This is a genomic window from Streptomyces sp. NPDC045778 (genome assembly GCF_056431945.1).
Genome location: NZ_JBWKJZ010000006.1, coordinates 14,906 through 33,511 on the forward strand (window position 1 = coordinate 14,906; position 18,606 = coordinate 33,511).

At 72.9% G+C, this 18,606-nt stretch carries 19 protein-coding genes; 10 read left to right on the forward strand and 9 right to left on the reverse strand.

The window, feature by feature from the left end:
* Positions 1-6: 6 nt before the first annotated feature.
* Positions 7-660, reverse strand: a complete 654-nt coding sequence (locus AC07GB_RS09720) for a pirin family protein (protein ID WP_478843810.1) — start codon at positions 658-660, stop codon at positions 7-9.
* Positions 661-722: 62 nt separating this feature from the next.
* On the opposite strand from AC07GB_RS09720, the gene AC07GB_RS09725 reads away from it, so the two are divergent.
* From AC07GB_RS09725 to fabF, 5 genes are all read left to right on the forward strand, one after another.
* Positions 723-1,958 carry a PucR family transcriptional regulator gene (locus tag AC07GB_RS09725; protein WP_478843352.1) on the forward strand — a complete coding sequence of 412 codons (1,236 nt, stop codon included), beginning with the start codon at positions 723-725 and terminating at the stop codon, positions 1,956-1,958.
* An 89-nt stretch (positions 1,959-2,047) separates the two neighbouring features.
* Positions 2,048-2,986: an ACP S-malonyltransferase gene (locus AC07GB_RS09730; RefSeq protein ID WP_478843354.1), complete on the forward strand. Its 939-nt coding sequence runs from the start codon at positions 2,048-2,050 to the stop codon at positions 2,984-2,986.
* A 15-nt stretch (positions 2,987-3,001) separates the two neighbouring features.
* The gene (locus AC07GB_RS09735) at positions 3,002-4,033 is read left to right on the forward strand and encodes a beta-ketoacyl-ACP synthase 3 (protein WP_478843356.1); all 1,032 of its coding nucleotides are present in this window, start codon (positions 3,002-3,004) and stop codon (positions 4,031-4,033) included.
* A 71-nt stretch (positions 4,034-4,104) separates the two neighbouring features.
* Complete coding sequence (locus tag AC07GB_RS09740) at positions 4,105-4,353, forward strand: acyl carrier protein (RefSeq protein WP_030358543.1); 249 nt, start codon at positions 4,105-4,107, stop codon at positions 4,351-4,353.
* An 89-nt stretch (positions 4,354-4,442) separates the two neighbouring features.
* A complete protein-coding gene (gene fabF, locus AC07GB_RS09745; protein WP_478843358.1) occupies positions 4,443-5,705 on the forward strand; it encodes a beta-ketoacyl-ACP synthase II in 1,263 nt (420 codons plus the stop codon).
* Between the two features lie 99 nt (positions 5,706-5,804).
* Here the strand turns inward: fabF and AC07GB_RS09750 are convergent, their stop codons facing one another.
* Positions 5,805-6,299: a DUF3145 domain-containing protein gene (locus tag AC07GB_RS09750; RefSeq protein ID WP_478843360.1), complete on the reverse strand. Its 495-nt coding sequence runs from the start codon at positions 6,297-6,299 to the stop codon at positions 5,805-5,807.
* 404 nt (positions 6,300-6,703) lie between these two features.
* On the opposite strand from AC07GB_RS09750, the gene AC07GB_RS09755 reads away from it, so the two are divergent.
* On the forward strand, positions 6,704-7,609 hold the full coding sequence (locus AC07GB_RS09755) for an SGNH/GDSL hydrolase family protein (protein ID WP_478843362.1): 906 nt from the start codon (positions 6,704-6,706) through the stop codon (positions 7,607-7,609).
* 3 nt (positions 7,610-7,612) lie between these two features.
* On the opposite strand, the gene AC07GB_RS09760 is transcribed toward AC07GB_RS09755, so the two are convergent.
* The 3 genes from AC07GB_RS09760 to AC07GB_RS09770 all read right to left on the reverse strand — a co-directional run bounded on the left by AC07GB_RS09760 (position 7,613) and on the right by AC07GB_RS09770 (position 9,764).
* Positions 7,613-8,461: an NmrA family NAD(P)-binding protein gene (locus AC07GB_RS09760; RefSeq protein ID WP_478843364.1), complete on the reverse strand. Its 849-nt coding sequence runs from the start codon at positions 8,459-8,461 to the stop codon at positions 7,613-7,615.
* 68 nt (positions 8,462-8,529) lie between these two features.
* The gene (locus tag AC07GB_RS09765) at positions 8,530-8,907 is read right to left on the reverse strand and encodes a RidA family protein (RefSeq protein ID WP_478843366.1); all 378 of its coding nucleotides are present in this window, start codon (positions 8,905-8,907) and stop codon (positions 8,530-8,532) included.
* 23 nt (positions 8,908-8,930) lie between these two features.
* Positions 8,931-9,764 (reverse strand): NAD(P)-dependent oxidoreductase, encoded by an 834-nt coding sequence (locus AC07GB_RS09770; protein ID WP_478843368.1) that lies wholly within the window; start codon positions 9,762-9,764, stop codon positions 8,931-8,933.
* A 58-nt stretch (positions 9,765-9,822) separates the two neighbouring features.
* Between AC07GB_RS09770 and AC07GB_RS09775 the strand changes: the two genes are divergently transcribed.
* Entirely contained in the window at positions 9,823-10,776 is a 954-nt protein-coding gene (locus AC07GB_RS09775) for a LysR family transcriptional regulator (protein WP_478843370.1), read from the forward strand.
* On the opposite strand, the gene AC07GB_RS09780 is transcribed toward AC07GB_RS09775, so the two are convergent.
* A complete protein-coding gene (locus AC07GB_RS09780) occupies positions 10,708-11,283 on the reverse strand; it encodes a hypothetical protein (RefSeq protein ID WP_478843372.1) in 576 nt (191 codons plus the stop codon). The genes AC07GB_RS09775 and AC07GB_RS09780 overlap by 69 nt on opposite strands.
* Before the next feature lie 199 nt (positions 11,284-11,482).
* Here AC07GB_RS09780 and AC07GB_RS09785 point away from each other — a divergent pair, with 199 nt between their 5' ends.
* The gene (locus tag AC07GB_RS09785) at positions 11,483-12,808 is read left to right on the forward strand and encodes a pyroglutamyl-peptidase I (protein ID WP_478843374.1); all 1,326 of its coding nucleotides are present in this window, start codon (positions 11,483-11,485) and stop codon (positions 12,806-12,808) included.
* Between the two features lie 82 nt (positions 12,809-12,890).
* On the opposite strand, the gene AC07GB_RS09790 is transcribed toward AC07GB_RS09785, so the two are convergent.
* Entirely contained in the window at positions 12,891-13,676 is a 786-nt protein-coding gene (locus tag AC07GB_RS09790; protein ID WP_478843376.1) for an EI24 domain-containing protein, read from the reverse strand.
* A 123-nt stretch (positions 13,677-13,799) separates the two neighbouring features.
* Here AC07GB_RS09790 and AC07GB_RS09795 point away from each other — a divergent pair, with 123 nt between their 5' ends.
* Entirely contained in the window at positions 13,800-16,364 is a 2,565-nt protein-coding gene (locus AC07GB_RS09795; protein WP_478843378.1) for a M14 family zinc carboxypeptidase, read from the forward strand.
* 51 nt (positions 16,365-16,415) lie between these two features.
* Here AC07GB_RS09795 and AC07GB_RS09800 read toward each other — a convergent pair whose 3' ends face one another.
* Positions 16,416-16,844, reverse strand: a complete 429-nt coding sequence (locus tag AC07GB_RS09800; RefSeq protein WP_478843380.1) for an organic hydroperoxide resistance protein — start codon at positions 16,842-16,844, stop codon at positions 16,416-16,418.
* 85 nt (positions 16,845-16,929) lie between these two features.
* Positions 16,930-17,964, reverse strand: coding sequence for an NADP-dependent oxidoreductase (locus AC07GB_RS09805; RefSeq protein WP_478843382.1), 1,035 nt, complete (start codon positions 17,962-17,964; stop codon positions 16,930-16,932).
* Between the two features lie 149 nt (positions 17,965-18,113).
* Between AC07GB_RS09805 and AC07GB_RS09810 the strand changes: the two genes are divergently transcribed.
* Entirely contained in the window at positions 18,114-18,557 is a 444-nt protein-coding gene (locus AC07GB_RS09810) for a MarR family winged helix-turn-helix transcriptional regulator (RefSeq protein ID WP_478843384.1), read from the forward strand.
* The last annotated feature ends 49 nt before the right edge of the window (positions 18,558-18,606 follow it).

Genomic DNA, 18,606 nt, shown 5'->3' on the forward strand with positions numbered 1-18,606 from the left:
GGCGGGCTAGGGCATTTCCCAGAGCAGCAGTTCCGCCGAGACCTCGTACGCCACGGCTTCCAGGCCCTCTTCCTCCGTGAGGCGTGCCGAGTCGCCGGGGCCCAGTTCCTCCTGGCCCAGGGTGACCTCGCCCCGCACCACGTGGACGTACACGTGCGGCGCGGGCGGGATCGCCGTCCGCTCGCCCGGGGCGAGGCGGCGCACATGCAGGAGGGCGCCCGCGGCCGGGAGCGCGTACGGGGTGGAGTCGGCGATGCCGGGGACGACCGCGTACCGCGGTGTGCCGCCGGGCTCCAGGGGGGCCAGCCACATCTGGAGGAAGGTCAGGGGCGCGGGGCCCGCGTTGCGCTCCACGTGCCGTACGCCCGCGCCCGCGCTGAGGTGCTGGACGTCGCCGGGCCTGATCAGCGACTCGTGTCCGGCGGAGTCGCGGTGGGTCAGCTCGCCCTCGACCACCCACGTGACGATCTCCGTGTGGCTGTGCGGGTGCTCCTCGAAGCCGGCGCCGGGGGCGAGGCTCTCCTCATTGCAGGCGAGTATCGCGCCGAAGCGGAGGTTGTCGGGCTCGTAGTAGGGCCCGAAGGAGAACGCGTGGTACGAGTCGATCCCCGCCCCGGGGTCGCCGCCGGGGTACCGCTCGCCGGAGCGCCGCACATCCATCACGACCCCCACGTTAGACCCGGCCCCGCACGCCGCCGCCCCGATAAGGCAGTCTTGTCCCCGTGCCCGAACCCTCAGCGAACGAAATCCACCAGGACACAGGTGCCGCGGCCCCGGGTCCCGCCCGCACCGGCCGCGCCCACGCGCACGCCGCGACCCTGAGGCGCCTGGAGAAGTCGTCCGGCAGCCTCGCCGCGCAGGCCATCGCGCGCATGGACGAGACGCTGTCCTGGTACCGGGCGATGCCACCGGAGAACCGCTCGTGGATCGGCCTGGTCGCCCAGGCCGGCATCGCCGCGTTCACCGAGTGGTTCCGGCACCCGGACGCCCCGCAGGCGATCTCGACGGACGTCTTCGGGACCGCGCCGCGCGAGCTGACCCGCGCCATCACGCTGCGCCAGACCGTGGAGATGGTGCGGACGACCATCGAGGTCATGGAGTCCGCCATCGACGAGGTGGCCGCGCCCGGCGACGAGTCGGTGCTCCGCGAGGCGCTGCTCGTCTACGCGCGCGAGATCGCCTTCGCCACCGCTCAGGTGTACGCCCAGGCCGCCGAGGCACGCGGTGCCTGGGACGCCCGCCTGGAGTCCCTCGTGGTGAACGCCGTGCTGTCCGGCGAGGCCGACGAGGGCGCCGTGTCCCGGGCCGCCGCGCTCGGCTGGAACTCCCCCGACCACGTGTGCGTGGTCCTCGGCACCGCGCCCGACGGCGACAGCGAGCTGACCGTCGAGGCCATCCGCAGGGCCGCCCGGCACGCGAAGCTCCAGGTCCTCACCGGGGTGCTCGGCGCCCGCCTGGTCGTCATCGCGGGCGGCAACGACAACCCCCTGGCCGTGGCCAAGGCCCTGATCGGCCCGTACGCGGCCGGGCCCGTGGTGGCAGGCCCGATCGTGCCCGACCTGCTCGCCGCGACCCGCTCCGCCCAGGCCGCCGCCGCCGGGCTCAAGGCCTGCGCCGCCTGGCAGGACGCGCCCCGCCCTGTGCTCGCGGACGATGTGCTGCCCGAGCGGGCGATGGCGGGCGATCCGGCGGCGCGGGAACAGCTGGTGGAGGAGATCTACAGACCACTGGAGGAAGCGGGCTCCGCGCTCCTGGAAACCCTCAGCGTCTACCTGGAACAGGCGAGCAGTCTCGAAGGCGCCGCCCGGATGCTCTTTGTGCATCCCAACACCGTGCGCTACCGGCTTCGACGTGTGACCGACGTCACCGGATGGTCTCCTTCAGATGTACGCTCCGCCTTCACACTGCGGATCGCGCTGATCCTGGGGCGCCTGGCCGCTGGCGATCCCTCGTCCTAGGGGTTTGTCGGACCCCTACAATTCCCCTAGCGGTTCTTCGTCCCTGTCCCCACGGGCGGTTAGTCCTGTCCACAAGAGAGAGTGTGAGAGTGCTCGTACTCGTCGCTCCCGGCCAAGGCGCTCAGACGCCCGGCTTCCTGACCCCCTGGCTCGACCTTCCCGGCGCCGCGGACCGCCTCGCCGCCTGGTCGGACGCCATCGGGCTCGACCTCGTCCACTACGGTACGCAGGCGGACGCCGACGCGATCCGTGACACCGCCGTGGCGCAGCCGCTGCTCGTCGCGGCCGGACTCCTTTCCGCGCGGGCACTGGGTGACATCACGCCGGGCGCCGTGGCGGGCCACAGCGTGGGCGAGATCACCGCGGCCGCGTACGCGGGCGTCCTGTCGGAGGACGCCGCGCTCGGCTTCGTCCGCAAGCGGGGCCTGGCCATGGCCGACGCCGCCGCCGTCACGCGGACCGGCATGGCCGCGCTGCTCGGCGGCGACCCCGAGGTCACCGTGGCGCACCTGGAGAAGCTGGGCCTGACCCCGGCGAACGTGAACGGCGCGGGCCAGATCGTGGCCGCCGGCACCGCCGAGCAGCTGGCCGCGCTCGCCGAGGACAAGCCGGAGGGCGTTCGCAAGGTCGTGCCGCTGAAGGTCGCGGGCGCGTTCCACACCAGCCACATGGCTCCCGCGGTCGCCGCGCTCGAGGAGGCCGCCCAGGGCCTGGAGAGCGCCGACCCGCGGTTCACGTACATCTCGAACCGGGACGGCAAGGCCGTCGCCAGCGGCACCGAGGTGGTCTCCCGCCTCGTCGGCCAGGTGGCGAACCCGGTCCGCTGGGACCTGTGCATGGACACGTTCCGGGAGCTCGGCGTGACGACGCTGATCGAGGTGTGCCCGGGCGGCACGCTGACCGGTCTCGCCAAGCGCGCGCTCAAGGGGGTCAAGAACCTGGCCGTGAAGACGCCGGACGATCTCGACGCCGCGCGTGAGCTGATCGCCGAGACCGCCGCCTCCGCCGCCGACGCGGCGGGTGCCTGAGAAGGAGCCTGGAGCATGACGAAGATCAAGCCCAGCCAGGGCGCCCCGTACGCGCGCATCATGGGAGTCGGCGGCTACCGCCCGGTCCGGGTGGTGCCGAACGAGGTCATCCTGGAGAAGATCGACTCCTCCGACGAATGGATCCGGTCCCGCTCCGGCATCGCCACGCGCCACTGGGCGTCCCCCGAGGAGACCGTGGCGGCCATGTCCGTGGAGGCCGCGGGCAAGGCCATCGCCGACGCGGGCATCCGGCCCGAGCAGATCGGCGCGGTGATCGTCTCCACGGTCTCGCACTTCAAGCAGACCCCGGCCATCGCCACGGAGATCGCGGACAAGCTCGGCACCGGCAGGCCCGCCGCGTTCGACATCTCCGCGGGCTGCGCGGGCTTCGGCTACGGCCTGACCCTCGCCAAGGGCATGATCACCGACGGCTCCGCGGAGTACGCCCTGGTCATCGGCGTGGAGCGGCTCAGCGACCTGACCGACCTGGAGGACCGCAAGACGGCCTTCCTGTTCGGTGACGGCGCGGGCGCGGTCGTCGTCGGCCCCGCCAAGGAGCCCGCGATCGGCCCGACGGTCTGGGGCTCGGAGGGCGACAAGTCCGAGACCATCAAGCAGACCGTGGCCTGGGACGAGTACCGCATCGGCGACGTCACCCAGCTGCCCGTCGGCGCCGACGGCGAGGTCAAGTTCCCCGCGATCACGCAGGAAGGCCAGGCGGTGTTCCGCTGGGCCGTGTTCGAGATGGCGAAGGTCGCCAAGGAGGCCCTCGACGCGGCCGGCATCACCGCGGACGACCTGGACGTCTTCATCCCGCACCAGGCCAACATGCGGATCATCGACTCGATGGTGAAGACTCTGAAACTGCCGGAGCACGTCACGGTCGCCCGTGACGTCGAGACCACCGGCAACACGTCGGCCGCCTCGATTCCGCTCGCGATGGAGCGGCTTCTGGCGACCGGCGAGGCGAAGAGCGGCGACACCGCTCTCGTCATCGGCTTCGGGGCGGGTCTCGTGTACGCCGCCACGGTCGTTACCCTCCCCTAGGCACCGCTCACGGATCTTCGGATCCGTACGGATGCCGTCACACCCTCTGGATACACAAGAAGGAGCGCCTCATGGCCGCCACTGAGAAGGAGATCGTCGACGGTCTCGCGGAGATCGTCAACGAGATCGCCGGCATCCCGGTCGAGGACGTCCAGCTGGACAAGTCCTTCACCGACGACCTGGACGTCGACTCGCTGTCCATGGTCGAGGTCGTCGTCGCCGCCGAGGAGCGCTTCGACGTGAAGATCCCCGACGACGACGTCAAGAACCTGAAGACGGTCGGCGACGCCACCAAGTACATCCTCGAGCACCAGGCCTGATCCTGGCGGCCAGCAGGCTCTGGCCAGCCGCCACCCGGCGGTGGCGCCGCCGCATCCGCATCTGAACCAATCGTGGAGAGAGAAATCCAGTGAACTCGACCAATCGCACCGTGGTCGTCACCGGTATCGGCGCAACCACACCGCTGGGTGGCGACGCGGCCTCGACCTGGGAGGGCCTGCTCGCCGGGCGCTCCGGGGTCAGCCTCCTGGAGCAGGACTGGGCCGCGGACCTGCCCGTCCGCATCGCGGGCCAGATCGCCGTCGAACCGACCGAGATCATCCCGCGCCCGCAGGCCCGCAAGATGGACCGCTCGGCGCAGTTCGCGCTGATCGCGGCCCAGGAGGCCTGGCAGGACGCGGGCTTCACCGCCAAGGCCGGTGACGACGCGAGCGTCGACCCCGACCGCCTCGGCGCGGTCATCGCCTCCGGCATCGGCGGCGTGACGACCCTGCTCGACCAGTACGACGTGCTGAAGGAGAAGGGCGTACGCCGCGTCTCCCCGCACACCGTGCCGATGCTGATGCCCAACTCGCCCGCGGCGAACGTCGGCATCACCCTCGGCGCCCGCGCCGGTGTGCACACCCCGGTCTCGGCCTGCGCGTCGGGCGCGGAGGCCATCGGCTACGCGATCGAGATGATCCGCACCGGCCGCGCCGACGTCGTCGTCGCGGGCGGCACGGAGGCGGCGGTCCACCCGCTGCCGATCGTCGCGTTCGGCAACATGATGGCGATGTCGAAGAACAACGACGACCCGCAGGGCGCCTCCCGCCCCTGGGACGTCGACCGCAACGGCTTCGTGCTCGGCGAGGGCGCGGGCGTGGTCGTGCTTGAGTCCGAGGAGCACGCCAGGGCCCGCGGCGCCAAGATCTACGTGGAGGCGGTGGGCCAGGGCATCTCGGCCGACGCGCACCACATCACGCAGCCGGAGCCGTCCGGCAGCGGCATCGCGCAGGCGCTGCGCCACCTGGTCGAGAACAACGACCTGAAGCCGTCCGAGATCGCGCACATCAACGCGCACGCCACCTCGACGCCGCAGGGCGACATCGGTGAGATCAAGGCGCTGCGCAAGGCGTTCGGCGACGACGTCGACCACATGGCGATCGCGTCGACGAAGTCGATGACCGGTCACCTCCTCGGTGGCGCGGGCGGCGTGGAGACCGTGGCCACGGTCCTCGCGCTCAAGCACCGCATGGCCCCGCCGACCATCAACGTCGAGAACCTCGACCCCGAGGTCGACGCGGACATCATCCGCGGCGAGGCCCGCCCGCTGCCCGAGGGCACGATCGTGGCCCTGAACGACTCGTTCGGCTTCGGCGGCCACAACGTGGTGCTCGCCTTCCGGACTGTCTGATACGCCGTCAGCCGTCAGCCGTCAGCCGTCATACGACGCGAAGGGCCCCCACCGCCCGGTGGGGGCCCTTCGCGTTGCCCGGTGTGTGCGGCGGGGGCGTCAGACGACCTGGTGCAGCCAGCGCACCGGCGCGCCTTCGCCCGCGTACCGGAACGGCTCCAGCTCGTCGTCCCAGGGCTTGCCGAGGAGCTTGGCGACCTCGGCCTCCAGGTCGCTCTCGCCGCCCTTGGAGCGGGCGAGGGCGGCGCGCAACCGGTCCTCGGGGATCAGGATGTCGCCGTGGATGCCGGTGACGGCGTGGAAGATGCCGAGGTCGGGCGTGGCGCTGTAGCGCTCGCCCTCGGCCGAGGCGGACGGCTCCGCGGTGACCTCGAAGCGCAGCAGCTGCCAGCCGCGCAGCGCGGAGGCCAGCTTGGAGGCGGTGCCGATGGCGCCGCGCCAGGAGAACTCGGATCTCCACGTACCGGGCGCCGCGGGCTGCCTGATCCAGTCGAGGCTGACGCGGGCGCCGAGAACCCCGGCGACCGCCCACTCGACGTGCGGGCACAGCGCGCGCGGTGCGGAGTGCACGTACAGAACTCCACGTGTCGTCACCGGGACCTCCAGTGTGGGACCAGACACGCCGTTCGCGGCGGCCTCGGGCCCGTGCCGAGCGGTATTCCAGCTGTTCCTCGGAAGCGAGGAAAGTCAAGGAAAGTCTGAAAACGGGACAGATGTGACGTGATGTAATTTAGCGGAACCGAAAAAAATCGGTTGCCACTGGGTGGCGAGGCTACCGTGATGTGAGGCATGGATTGTGACGTACCGTCGGTCCGCATGCCGCGGAACACGGATGTTTCACTCGCTGGGAGGCCCGTCGGCCCCCCGGCCGGGTGTCCGACGGCCGTCGCCGGGACATCTCACCATGTGTGGCACGCAACCTGAAGGGCCCGTACGACGTCCCGTTGGACGACGACCGGACGGCCGGCGGGACGGTCTGCGGGACAGAGGGGACGAGTATGCGGAATTCACGGCACCGCTCCCGGGCCGCCGTCGCCGTCGCGGCGGCGGCTCTGACCGGCATCGCCACGCTCACCGCGTGTGACGCGTCCGGCGGCGGCGACGCGGCGCCGAACGGCCCCTCCGCGCAGGACAGAGCGGGCCGCAAAGCGGTCCCCGAGTGGGACGCGAGCCCGCGCTCCCTCGCCGCCGTCGGTGACTCCATCACCCGCGGCTTCGACGCCTGCTCGGTGCTCTCCGACTGCCCCGAGGCGTCCTGGGCGACCGGCAGCGACGGCGAGGTGCGCAGCCTGGCGCGGCGGCTGCTCGGCAAGCAGCGCGCCGCCACGCACAGTTGGAACTACGCCAAGACCGGTGCCCGCATGGCCGATCTGCCCGGCCAGATGGAGCAGGCCGCGGCCCGGCGGCCCGACCTGGTGACCGTGATGGCGGGTGCCAACGACGCCTGCCGGTCCTCCGTCGCCGAGATGACGCCGGTCGCGGAGTTCAGGGCGGACTTCGAGGACGCGATGGCCGCGCTGCGTACCGCCCGGCCCAAGGCGCAGGTGTTCGTGGCGAGCGTGCCCGATCTCAAGCGGCTGTGGTCCGAGGGCCGGGAGAACGTGCTCGGCAAGCAGGTGTGGAAGCTCGGCATCTGCAAGTCGATGCTCCAGGACGCGGACGCCATGGACGCGGCGGCCACGGAGCGCAGGGAGTCGGTGCAGGAGCGCGTCGTCGCGTACAACGAGGTGCTCAAGGAGGTCTGTGCGAAGGACCTGCGCTGCCGGTACGACGGCGGGGCGGTGTTCGACTTCCGCTTCGGCACGGACCACCTGAGTCACTGGGACTGGTTCCACCCCAGCAAGAGCGGCCAGGCCAGGCTCGCCGAGATGGCCTACCGCACCATCACCTCCCGCCGTCCCTGACGGTCAGCGGAAGGCCGGGGCGTGGGCCTCGGCCCAGGCGGAGAAGGGGCGGGCGGGGCGGCCCGTGACGCGCTCGACGGTGTCGACGACGGTGCGCCCCTCCGGGGGCGTGTTCTTGTAGACGTCCAGGAGCCAGGCGATCGTGTACTCGTCCTGGCCCTGGGACCGCATGCGCTCGGCCGCCTCCTCCTCGCTCAGCTCCACGAGTGCGATGTCCCGGCCCCGCGCGCCCGCGAGGGCCGCCACCTTGTCGTGGACCGTCAGCGCCTGCGGTCCGGTGAGCAGGTACGTCTCCCCCGCGTGGCCCTCCTCGGTGAGCGCGACCGCGGCGACCGCGCCGATGTCGCCCTCGTGGACCATCGCGCTGAGCCGGTCCGCGAAGGGCGCGCGGACGGTGTCCCCGGTGCGTACCTCCTCCGCCCACTCCAGGGTGTTGGCCATGAACTCGACGGGCATGAGCACGGTCCAGTCGATGCCGCCGGCGCGCACGGCGTCCTCCAGCGGTGTCCGGCCGCCGCCGTTGAGGACGGTGACCCGCCGCACTCCGGCCTCCTGGGCCAGGCGCACGATCTCGGGGCCGGTCTCCAGGGCCTCGAAGGCGGCCCCGGCGAAGGTGATCAGGTGCAGTCCGGTGAGACCGGCGAGGGCGTCCTTGAGGCTCGCCGGGTCGGTGAGGTCGCCGCGCACGGCCTCGACGCCCTCGGGGAAGGAGGCCTTCGCCGGGTCGCGGGTCAGCGCGCGGACGTGCTGGCCGCGCTCCAGGAGTTCGCGGACGACCTCGCGGCCGACGGTGCCGGTGGCGCCGGTGACGAGGTGGATCGGGCGGGCGTCGGAAGCGGTGGTGTTCGTCATGGGGACGACGTTAAGGGGGCTTGCGGTCAGCTTCTGTCCGCAAGCCGCGACGGCCTGCCGGGGGCCCGTTACCGCCCCACCGCCACCACCTCCACCTCGATCCGCGCCTCCGGCCGGAAGAGGCGTGCCACCTCCACCGTCGTGCTGGTGGGCGGCGTACCGGTGAGGTAGGAGCGGCGCACGGCCGCGTAGCCGGGCAGGTCGTCCATGTCGGTGAGGAACGTACGGATGTTGATGATGTCGCCGAGGGTGGCGCCGTACGCCGCGAGGAGCGCGGTGAGCGTCTCGAACACCCCGCGGCTCTGCTCCGCTATGCCGTCGCCTTCGGCGATCTGACCGGAGACGTACAGCAGCGCGTGACCGTCACCGAGCGGGACACGGGCGACCTGGGAGTAGGGGCCGAGGGGCTGGGGGGCGCCGGCGGGGTTGGCCAGGGTGATGTGCATGGGTGGGGCCTCCGGGGTGGGGCTCAGTCGGTGTGGGCGGTGCGGGGGACGGTGTGGGAGATGTCCTGGTCGACGGTGTCGGGGTCGGCGGCCGCGGCTTCGAAGTGGGCTGCCACCGCCGTCGTGACGGGGAGGTGGGTGACCCGGGCGGCCAGGGCGGTGTCCTTCGCGGCGAGGGCCGCGCCGAAGTGCACGTCCTGGGCGAAGGCGCGGTTCACGGCGCCGGCGAGCGGTCCGTGGGCGAGGGCGGTGCGGGCCGTGTCGCCGTCGAGGCCGAGGGCGTCGGCGAGGGCGAGGACCTCGGCGACCAGGGCCACACCGCCGAGGAGCGCGGTGTTGACGACGAGCTTGAGGGCGGCGCCGGAGCCGGAGGGGCCGGTGCGGGTCACCGTCCCGAAGCGGGCGAGCACGTGCGCGACCCCGTCGGCGTCACCGCCCGCGAGGATGCCGAGGCCCCCCGCCGCGGCCTTGTCCGTGCTGCCCGCGACGGGCGCGTCGACGAGCGTGACGCGGCCCGCGGCCCGCTCCCCCAGCTCCCGGACGACGTCAGGACCGACGGTCGACATCTCCACCCAGTACGCGCCCTCGCGGACCGCGGGCAGGAACGCGTCGGCCACGGACCGCACGGCGTCGGGGCCCGCGAGCATCGTGATCACGACGTCGGCGTCCCGTACGGCGTCGGCGGGCGAGGGCGCGAGGCGCGCGCCCTCCGCGACGAGGGGCTCCGCCTTGGCCGCCGTGCGGTTCCAGACGGTCAACGGGTGCCCGGCGGTGAGCAGGTGACGGGCCATGGGCGTGCCCATGTGGCCGAGGCCGAGGAAGGCGACGCGTTCGGGCTGCTGGGAGCGCTGTTCCATGGGGAAGACGCTAGGGCCGCGCAGGGGATGCGACAAGCGAATGTCTAGCATGGCTGGCATGCAGACCACGCATGGTGGGACGGGCGGGCCGGGCGGCCCGGGGGACGCCGATCTGTCCACCTTCTGGCTGCGGGCCTTCCTGGAGGTGGCGAGGGAGGGCTCGTTCACGGTGGCGGCGCGGCGGCTCTCCTTGACGCAGTCCGCCGTGTCCCGGCAGATCGCCTCGCTGGAGGCCGCGCTGGGCGGGGCCCCGCTCTTCGACCGGCTGCCGCGCGGGGTGCGGCTCACGGCGCACGGGCGGTCCGTCCTTCCGCACGCGCAGGCCGTCACCGACCAACTCGCGCGGCTGCGCCAGGAGTTGACGGACCTGGACGGTGCCGCCGGCGGCCTGCTGCGGTTCGGGGCGTTCGCGACGGCGGACGTGGCCCTGGTGCCGCGCGCCATCGCCGCGTTCCGTGCGCGGCACCCCGGGGTGACGCTCGCGCGCGAGGAGGGCTTCACCGGCGCGCTCCTGACCCGCCTCGCGGACGGCGACCTCGACCTGGCCGTGGTCTCGACGACGGGCGGCCCGCTGCCTCAGGACGCGTACGAGCTGCACCACCTCCTGGACGAGCCGCTGTACGTGGCCCTGCCCGCCGCGCACCCCCTGGCGGGCGAGGCGTCCCTGGGGCTCGCCCGCCTGGCCGGCGAGGACTGGATCTCCGGCAGCGCGGAGCCCGCGGGCACCCTGCTCGACGCCGCCCTGCGGCACGGCTTCGCGCCGCGGGTCGCCCATGTGGTCGGCGAGTGGACCGCCAAACAGGGGTACGTCGCCGCCGGGCTCGGCGTCACCCTGATCCCCGCGCTCGCGGCCCAGGGCGTACGGCGGGACGTCGCGCTCGTCCCGGTCCGCGACGAGGGCACGCCGGCCCGCGCGGTGTACGCGGCGACGGCGCGGGGACGCTCACGCGCGCCCAGCGTGGAGCCGTTCCTGGCCGCCCTGCGGGAGTCCGGGCGACGGCTCGCCGGATGAGGGGCGCGCCGTGCGGCGGCGGTGGTAGGCCAGGGTCACCGCCATGAGCAGGGGCGCCCACAGCAGCAACGGGGCGTAGCAGAGCACCAGGAACGCGTCCTGCGCGGGCGATCCCATGCCGCCGGGGCCGACGCCCGATTCCATGCCGGTGCCCACGCTCCAGAAGGCGTAGGCCCAGATCACGGCGAGCGCCACGGAGCCGAGCGCGGCCGGGACCACGGCGGCGAGCGGGCGCACCGGGCGGCCGCCGAGCAGCGGTATCCAGCGGGGCACGACCTCGCCCCACGGCCGCACCAGGCCGAGCGTCAGCAGGGCCAGGCCCTCCGAGACGGCGCTGAGCGCGAGGACGTACAGCGACTCTCCGGGCCCCGGCGCGTAGTCGGACACGGGCAGGCGCAGGACGAGGGCGACGCGCCACAGGCTCGACGGCAGGACGAGCCACGGCACGGCGTGTGCGGCGAGCGCGGCCCAGCGGGGCACGCCGGGCAGGGAGTTGACTCTCGGCATGCGTCCCATGCTGGTGCGCGGGCCCTGGCCGGGGCGTCGGCACAGAGGGGGGTCCGCCTCCGCCGCGCGGGGGAGGCGGGCCGCGCCGCGGGGCGGAGGCCTGCCGCCGAGAAGCCAGGTCGAAGATCCCCTGCCCGTAGCGCGCGGCTCCCCCGCCCCGCGATACTGCGGCCACCTCACCTGCAACGGAAGGACTCTCGTGGCTTCGTCACACATAGTCGGCCTCCGGCTCGGGGCGCTCGGCGCCGCACTGCTGCTCGGGGCCTCGGCCGCGCCCGCCCTCGCCGACTCCCCCGCCGCGCGCGGGGCCGCGCCCACCGTCGAGGAGCAGCGCCTGGAGCGCGCGGTGCCCCAGGAGATCCTGCGCCGCAGCGGCTTCGACGCGGTGGCGCCCGCGTTCGCGCGGGCCCTGGAGCGGGCGCAGTCGTACGGGCAGGCCGAGCGGATCGTCGTACGCCACGGGCAGGCGCTGTGGCAGCGTGCCGTGGACCGGGTGCAGGGGCGGGGGCCGCAGGGGGAAGAAGGGCGCGAAGCGCTTCCTCAGAAGGGTGGTGGCGGGCGACGGGCGGGCTTGAGCCGGGACGACGACCGGCCGCTGTACTGGGCGCGGCTCGGGATGACGCGTGAGCTGCGGGCCTGGGAGCCGAAGGGGCTCGAACTCGGCGCGGAGCGGCGCGCGCGGCTGCTGCGGAAGCTGGAGACGTCGTCCCGGGGCCAGGACGCGGTCACGTACCCCAAGGGGCACGGCAAGCGGATGAAGCGGGTGCTCCTCACCGGCTTCGACCCGTTCACGCTCGACCGGGACGTCCGGATCAGCAACCCGTCCGGCGCGGCGGCGCTCGCCCTCGACGGGACGGTCGTGCGGACGGCCGCGGGCCCCGTCCGGATCGAGACGGTCACGTTCCCGGTGCGCTGGACGGACTTCGCGGAGGGTGCCGTGGAGCGGGCGCTGCGGCGGCAGCTGCCGCGCGTGGACCTGTTCACGACCGTCAGCCAGGGACGGGTCGGCAAGTTCGACGTCGAGCGGACCAACGGCGCCTGGCGCGGCGGCTTCGCTGACAACGAGAACCTGTCGAGCACCGGCACCGTCCCGGTCGCCGACCCCGCGTCGCAGCCGCAGTGGACCACGACGACCCTGTCGTACAAGGACATCGTCGCCGCCTCCACCGGCCGCTTCCCCGTCTACGACAACACGGCCGTCACCGAGATCCCCGCGGGGAGCAGCGCCCCCGTGAACCGGCCCGACGGGCCGACGCCCGGGTCGACGGCGCGCCAGGGCGGTGGCGGCGACTACCTGTCGAACGAGATCGCCTACCGCGCGACGCTGCTCCGCGACCGGCTCGGCCTGCACGACCGGCTGCCCGGCGGGCATGTGCACACGCCGGTGCTCCAGTTCGGTGCGGGCAACACGGACCCGGCGACCGGGGCGGTCACCGACCCCGAGTTCCTGCGCAACCGGGCCGACATCGTCGGGCAGACGCGGCGGATCGTGGTGGCCGCGGTGGAGGCCGGGGCCGACGGCTAGGCGCCCCTTCCCGCTTCCTGGGGGCTCCGCCCCCAGACCCCCGCTCCTCAAACGCCGGAGGGGCTGACAGATTGAGGCGGAGCTACGCCGTGGTGGAGGTGCGGGGCGGGTCCGCGGGGGTGGGGTCGGCGTCCTCGTCGAGCAGGTCGCGGGCCATCAAGGTCGCGCCCGCGACCGCGCCCGGCATCAGGAACACGGCGACGAACGGCACCAGGAACACCACCGCGAGCGGCGCGCCGAAGCCCCAGGCGAGGGTCTTGCGGGCACGCAGCAGGGCGAGGCGCTCGCGCAGCTGCACGCCTCGGCGCTGGAGGGCGACCGCCGTCAGCTCCTCCGTCAGGAAGAAGCCGGTGACGAGGAAGCCGAGGACGGGGATCACGGTCTGGCCCACCACGGGGATGAAGCCGAGCCCGAAGAGCAGCACGCTCCACAGCAGGGCCCGCACCACGATGCGCAGGCTGTCGCGCGCGGAGATCCACAGGTCGCGCCAGAGCGGCAGGCCCGACTCGGGGGCGAAGCCGGCCACGGAGACGTCGACCTGCTCCGAGAGGGACTCGTAGAACGGCTCTCCGACGAGGAGCGTCACGGCCGTGAAGCTCACCACGGACACCAGCAGGGCGAGGGCGAAGAGCAGGGCGGTGAGGAAGCCGCGGAAGGCGCCCTGCCACGGGGAGCCCCAGTCGTCGGCGAACGGCGTCGCCCAGGACACGACGTCGGTGCCCCACAGCGCGAGCGCGACGAGCGCGGCCGCGTAGAGGACGAGGGTGATGAGGCCGGGCAGCAGCCCCCAGCCGTACTGCTTGCGGTGCTGGGCGACCCAGCGCTGCCCCTTCACCAGATAGCCGAAGCCCTGACCTAGATCACGCATGCGGCACACCTTATCCGGTAGGTGAAAACCCTCTTGTTGCGGAGGAGTTCACCCTGTAGACCTCCCCTACCTGATCTCTCAGCGTTTCCCAGCGTTTCTCAGGATCTTCCAAGGGAGGTACGGATGGGGACATCCCGGCCATCCAGACCGGTTCTGCTCACCGCGTCGGCCGCCGCGGGCACGCTCCTTCTCACCGCGCTCACGCCGGGCGGCGCCAGTGCCGACCCCCGGCCCGCGCCGCGCCCCGTCATCCGCGACGGGACGCCGCTCGATTCGCCCCACAAGGCGGCGAGGACGCCGGAGGCCGCGGCCCGGCGGGCCCTCGAAGGCGCCGATGTGTCACTGGGCGGGGGCGCGGTCCGCGGCTACCCGCGCGAGCGCAGGCTCGACCCGGAGCCGGCGGACCCCGCCGACAAGTCCATCAAGCTGGGCCTGACCCCGTACCACGCCATCGCGCCCGAGCTGAACGAGATCCAGCGGATCGGCGACCGGGTCAGCGTGGAGACAGCCGGGCGCTCCGCGGGCGGCCACGAGCTGTACCTGGTGACGGTGACCGCGCCCGAGTCGGCGCGCGAGGCCGCGCGGCAGGAGCGGATGCGCCGCCTCATCAGCGACGCGCCCGCCGCGGCCGCCAGGGACAAGGCGATCAAGTCCTCGTACAAGACGCCCGTGTTCATCAACAACAACATCCACGGCAACGAGTGGGAGGGCACAGACGCGGCCCTCAAGCTCATCAGGAAGCTCGCGAAGGCGAAGGACGCCGGGACGCGGAAGCTCCTCAGCCGCAACCGCCTGTACTTCAACGTCACCATGAACCCCGACGGCCGGATCGCGGGCACCCGGGCGAACGCGGGCGGCTTCGACCTGAACCGCGACTTCGTCACCGCATCGCAGCCCGAGACGCGCGCGGTGCGGCGCGTCGCCGTCACCAAGCAGCCCGCCGTGATGATCGACCTGCACGGCTACGTCAACGGCACGCTGATCGAGCCGACCACGCCGCCGCACGGCGAGAACTACGAGTACGACCTCTTTTTGAAGAACAGCTACGCCAACGCCCTCGGCATGGAGAAGGCCGTCAACGGCCTCGGCTACACCGAGGCGAAGGACGGCGTGCAGCCGGCGATCATCCCCTTCCGGGACCAGAAGGAGGGCTGGGACGACTGGCCGCCGATCTTCACGCCGCAGTACATGCCCTTCCACGGCGCGGTCGCGGCGCACACCATCGAGTTCCCGATGCAGGTCAACAACAAGGAGTACGACTCCCAGCCGGTCGCCGAGCTGCGCCGCCGCTCGGCCATCAACGTGGACATCGCGGGCGCGGCCATGAAGGCGAGCATCGCCTTCGCGGACCGCGAGGGGCGGTCGCTCATCGCGGACCAGATCGAGGTGTTCCGGCGCGGCGCGGCGGGTGCGAAGCAGGTGCCGGTCTCGAAGGAGACGGTGCCCGGTGTGCCCGGCATCGGCCCGGAGGACGTCTACACGACGAGGTTCCCGCGCGCGTACGTGATCCCGGCGGGCGGCCGTGACCAGCGCTCGGCGGCGGCCGCGTCCCGGCTCGTGGACCACCTGCTCGCCAACGACGTGCGCGTGCGGCGCGCCACCGAGGGCTTCCGGCTCGGCGGGCGCGTGTACGCGAAGGGCTCGTACGTGGTCGACATGCGCCAGCCCAAGCGGGGGCTGGCGAACGTGCTGCTGGCCGACGGCCGGGACATCAGCGCCAAGGTGTCGGCCATGTACGACATCTCGGGTTGGAGCCTGGGGCGGCTGTGGGGCGCGACCGTGACGTCCGTGGGCAAGGGCGACCCGGCGCGGGTGCCCGCGCGGCGCGTGCACGCCTCCGCGCGGGTCGCGTACGTCGCCCCGCGCGGTGACCTGCGGCTGCGGCTCGACGACCCGCGCGCGGTCGCGGCGCTGAACTCGCTGCTCGGGGACGGGGTCGTGGTGCGCGACTCCGGGGACGGCAGCGCGATCGTGCCCGGCTCCGCGCGGCGGCTCGCTCGGGAGGCCGCCGCCGAGTACGACGTCGCCTTCTTCGCGACGAAGGCGCGGGGCGGCGAGGTGCTGCGGCGCACGCGGGTCGCGGCCGCGGTGACACCGGGCGAACTGTTCGCGCTGCGGGAGATGGGCTTCGACGTGGTGCCCGTGTCGACGGACGTCCTCAACTCGGGCTTCGACTGGGGCCGCACGGACGTGCTGTTCGTGTCGGCGGGCCTGGACCGCGGGAAGCTGACCGGCGAGGCGAGGGTCCGGCTCGACGCGTTCTTCACGCGCGGGGGCGGCCTGGTGGGGCGCGGTGCCGAGGGCGCCGCGCTGAACTCCGCGGCCGGGCTGCTGCCCGTCACCGCCGTCGAGGGCAACGGCGACGCCAACGGCGTGGTGCGCGTGCGGGATGCCCGTGGGGCGGCCGGGTCCAGCTTCGTCTACGCCCCGGTGTGGTTCACCGGGCTCGGGGACGGCGTGCGGGTCGAGCAGTCGTACGGCTCGGGGAATCCGCTGGTGTCCGGGCACTGGCGGGCCGCCGCCGGGGGCCGGGGCGGGCCGTCGGACGCGGCCGGGCAGGCGGCCGTCGTCTCCGGTGCCGCCGGGGGCTCCCGGGTGACCCTGTTCGGCACAGAGCCGCTGTTCCGGGCGCACCCGAAGGGGCTGTACGCCCAGGTGGCACAGGCCCTGTTCCGGCGGGCGGGCTGAGAAGCACCCGCCCACCCGCCCCTGCGTCGGGGCGGGTGGGCGGGGAGCAGGTCAGGCGAGCTTGATGTCGACCTTGATGTTGCCGCGCGTCGCGTTCGAGTAGGGGCACACCTGGTGGGCCTGCTCGATCAGGGACTGCGCGGTGGTCGCGTCCACGTTCGGGATGGAGGTCACCAGCTCGACCTCCAGGCCGAAGCCGCCGGACTCGTTCTGGCCGATGCCGACCTTGGCGGTGACCGTGGAGCCGGAGATGTCGGCCTTCTCGCGGCGGGCGACGACGCCGAGCGCGCCCTGGAAGCAGGCGCTGTAGCCGGCGGCGAAGAGCTGCTCGGGGTTGGTGCCGGCCCCGCTGCCGCCCAGCTCCTTCGGCGGGTTCACGACGACGTCGAGCTTGCCGTCGTCGGAGGCGACCCGGCCGTCGCGGCCGTTCTCCGCGGTGGCCACGGCGGTGTACTTGACGTCGATGTTCTGGATGGACATGAGTGTCGGATCCTCCTGGTGTGTGCCGTTCCGCGCGCCCGACGGCCCGGCGATCTGGAATTACCTTACCGAGTAGCGGAAGTTCTCAGCTGTCCAGCGAGACGATCATCTTGCCGGTGTTCTCGCCGCGCAGCATGCCGAGGAACGCCTCCACACCGCTCTCGACGCCGTGCGCGAACGTCTCGGTGTACTTCAGCTCGCCGGAACGCACCCACGCGCCGACCTCGCGCACGAACTGCGGCTGGAGGCTCTCGTGGTCGCCCACGAGCATGCCCTGGAGCCGCAGGCGCTTGCCGATGATCATGGCCATGTTGCGCGGGCCGGGGGTCGGCTCGGTGTCGTTGTAGCCCGCGATCATGCCGCAGATGGTGGCGCGGCCGCCCACGTTCATCCGGCTGATGGCGGCCTCCAGGTGCTCCCCGCCCACGTTGTCGAAGTAGACGTCGACGCCGTCGGGGGCCACCTCCTTGAGCTGGTCGACGACGGGCTTCTCGTCCTTGTAGTTGAAGGCCGCGTCGAAGCCGTACTCCTCGACCAGGAGCTTGACCTTGTCGTCCGAGCCCGCCGAGCCCACGACGCGCGAGGCGCCCTTGAGGCGGGCGATCTGCCCGACCTGGCTGCCGACCGCGCCCGCCGCGCCGGAGACGAAGACGGCGTCGCCCTCCTTGAAGGAGGCGACCTCCAGGAGGCCCGCGTAGGCCGTCAGGCCCGTCATGCCGAGCACGCCCAGGTACGCCGAGAGCGGGGCCAGGTCCGGGTCCACCTTCGTCGCGTGCTGCGCCGGCACCGTGGCGTACTCCCGCCAGCCCGCGAAGTGCAGGACGTGGTCGCCCACCGCGAGGCCGTCCGCGTTCGAGGCCACGACCACGCCGACCGCGCCGCCGTCCATGGGCCGGTCGAGCTGGAACGGCGGGATGTACGACTTCACGTCGTTCATCCGGCCGCGCATGTACGGGTCGACGGAGAAGTGCAGGTTCCGGACCAGGACGCGGCCTTCCGCCGGGGCCTCGACGGGGACCTCCCGCAGCGCGAAGTCCTCCGGGACCGGCCAGCCGTGCGGGCGCCGCACGAGGTGCCAGGCACGGCCGGTGGCGGGGAGCTGCTCGGGGGTGACGGACATGGGGGTGTCCTCCTCAGACTTCCTCGGACGTCGGGCCGGGCCCCGGGCACCTTCTGGGGTCCGGGGCCTCGGGCCCAATGCTTCAGGTTCTGAAATAAGCATGCGCTTCGATATTTTAGATTGTCAAGTAAATGGGTACGCTGAGGGACATGGTCACGCAGAACTCCCCCGCCTCCCGGATCGACCCGCTGACGCTCGAGGTCGTCGAGCTGATCGGCACCGTCGTGGCGCGCTATCACGAGGAGTACGAGGTGGCGGCGGGCAAGCACACCCTGACCGGGGCGCAGGCGCGCGTCCTCGGGCTGCTGTCCCTGGAGCCGATGCCGATGCGCCGCATCGCCCAGAAGCTGAAGTGCGAGCCGTCGAACGTGACCGGGATCGTCGACCGCCTGGAGGCCCGCGGCCTCGTCGAGCGGCGCCCCGACCCGGCCGACCGGCGGGTGAAGCTGGCGGCGCCGACGGAGGAGGGGCTGCGGACCGCGCGGAGTCTGCGCGAGTCCCTGGACTTCGCGCGTGAGCCGTTGGCTCAGCTCTCCCGGGCCGAGCGTGAGTCCCTTCGCGGGTTGCTGCGCAGGATGCTGGGCGAGGGCTAGCGCCCTCGCCCTCCCCGTTTCCTCTTCGTCTGCGGGTCCCTTCGGGCTG